The 1,740-nt window shown below is 41.1% G+C and carries 1 protein-coding gene; it reads left to right on the forward strand.

Annotated features, from left to right (window positions below):
* Positions 1 to 193: 193 nt before the first annotated feature.
* A partial coding sequence (locus tag AB5935_RS24465) for a SusD/RagB family nutrient-binding outer membrane lipoprotein (protein ID WP_368327697.1) occupies positions 194 to 1,740 on the forward strand: 1,547 nt, incomplete at its 3' end.

Genomic DNA, 1,740 nt, shown 5'->3' on the forward strand with positions numbered 1-1,740 from the left:
TTTCTGGATTGAATGTGTCCTTTGTAGGACGTAATTTATGGATGCTGTATTGTAAGGCTCCATTTGACCCGGAATCTACTGCAAGTACAGGTACTTATAACCAGGGTATGGACTATTTCATGCAACCGAGTTTGAGATCGATGGGATTTTCTGCAAAGATTTCTTTCTAATTGGATAACCTTTAAAAAAAATAATGATGAACATACGTAAGTTTTTTAAAGTAAGGAACTACTACTTACTCCTTGGAGTAATCATGATAAATGTAGGTTGTACGAAGAATTTTCTGGAGTACAATACCAATCCTAATGAAGCAACCGATGAGATGACGGATTGGGATAATGTGAGAACTGGTTCTCTTCTTTTACAGATGGAGCAGAACGTACTGGTGGTAGCACAACCGGGACTTAATATCGGTTCGGACAGATATCAGACTGTGGAAGTGATGGGTGGAGATGGTTATGTCGGCTATTTTGGTTTTCCTGCTCCCAGTATCAATTCTGCCGGTCGTTACAATTGGGATAAAAGAAGTTGGTATGGTGATATGTTCACTACCAATTACCTGACGACTATGAATGCCTGGCGTGAAATAAGAAAAGCGATTAACAATGACGAAGATCCCCGGTTTTCTATGGCGCAGATTCTGAAAGTAGCGGCAATGCACCGTGTGACAGATACCTATGGGCCTATTCCTTATTTGAATTTTGGAGTTTCAAAAGAAGTGCCTTATGATTCGCAAAAGGATGTTTATTACAGATTCTTTGAAGAATTGGATGGAGCTATCAATAACTTGGATAGTTATGCTGCATCCGGAAGTAAAGTTTTGTCATCATGGGATTGTGTGTTCAACGGTGATGTTACATCTTGGATAAAGTTTGCCAATTCACTTCGTTTGCGTCTTGCATTGCATCTTGCCTATGTGGATGAAACAAAGGCAAAAAGTGAAGCCCAACTGGCTATTGGCAATAGTTATGGATTGATGAATGTGAAGTCTGATTTAGCAGAACTTCAGCATATTACTCCGATAGCGACTTATGAAAGTCCTCTGTATATTCTGAAAGGATGGGATGATATTTGTATGGGAGCGACGCTGGATTCATACATGAATGGTTATCAGGATCCACGACTTTCTGCTTACTTCGAGGCAGGTACGGGTGGAAAATATCGGGGTATAAGAGCCGGAATGTCAAAGGACGTAAGTAAGGATAAATATATAACAGGAATCTTTGCCGAACCACAGGCAACCGCTACTTCCAATGTAGTGTGGATGCGTTCATCTGAATCATATTTCTTGTTGGCGGAATATGCTTTGCGTTGGGGAACGAATGCCGATGCTAAAAAGTATTATGAAGATGGAATAAGAATGTCTTTTGATGAACATGGTGTATCAGGAGCTGACGCGTATCTGACAAGAACTGCGGCGGGTGGATATGTGCCTGCCAATTATGAGGATCCGGTGACATCATCTCATTCCATGGATGCTTTGGGGACTGTTTCTATCGCTTGGGATGAATCGGGAGATTTTAAAACAAATCTGGAACAAATCATTACTCAAAAGTACATTGCTCTTTATCCGGTGGGACAAGAGGCATGGACAGAGTTCCGCCGTACCGGTTACCCGAAAGTATTTCCGGTTGTTGTGAACGAAAGTTCCGGAGGTTCTGTAGACACAAATATACAAATCCGCAGATTACCTTATCCGGAATCGGAATATAATACGAATAGAACAGAGTTGGATAAAGG

Origin of the sequence: Phocaeicola sp. RTP21198st1_B8_RTP21198_201120 (assembly GCF_040929485.1) — a bacterium.
GTDB classification, from domain to species: Bacteria; Bacteroidota; Bacteroidia; order Bacteroidales; family Bacteroidaceae; genus Phocaeicola; species Phocaeicola dorei.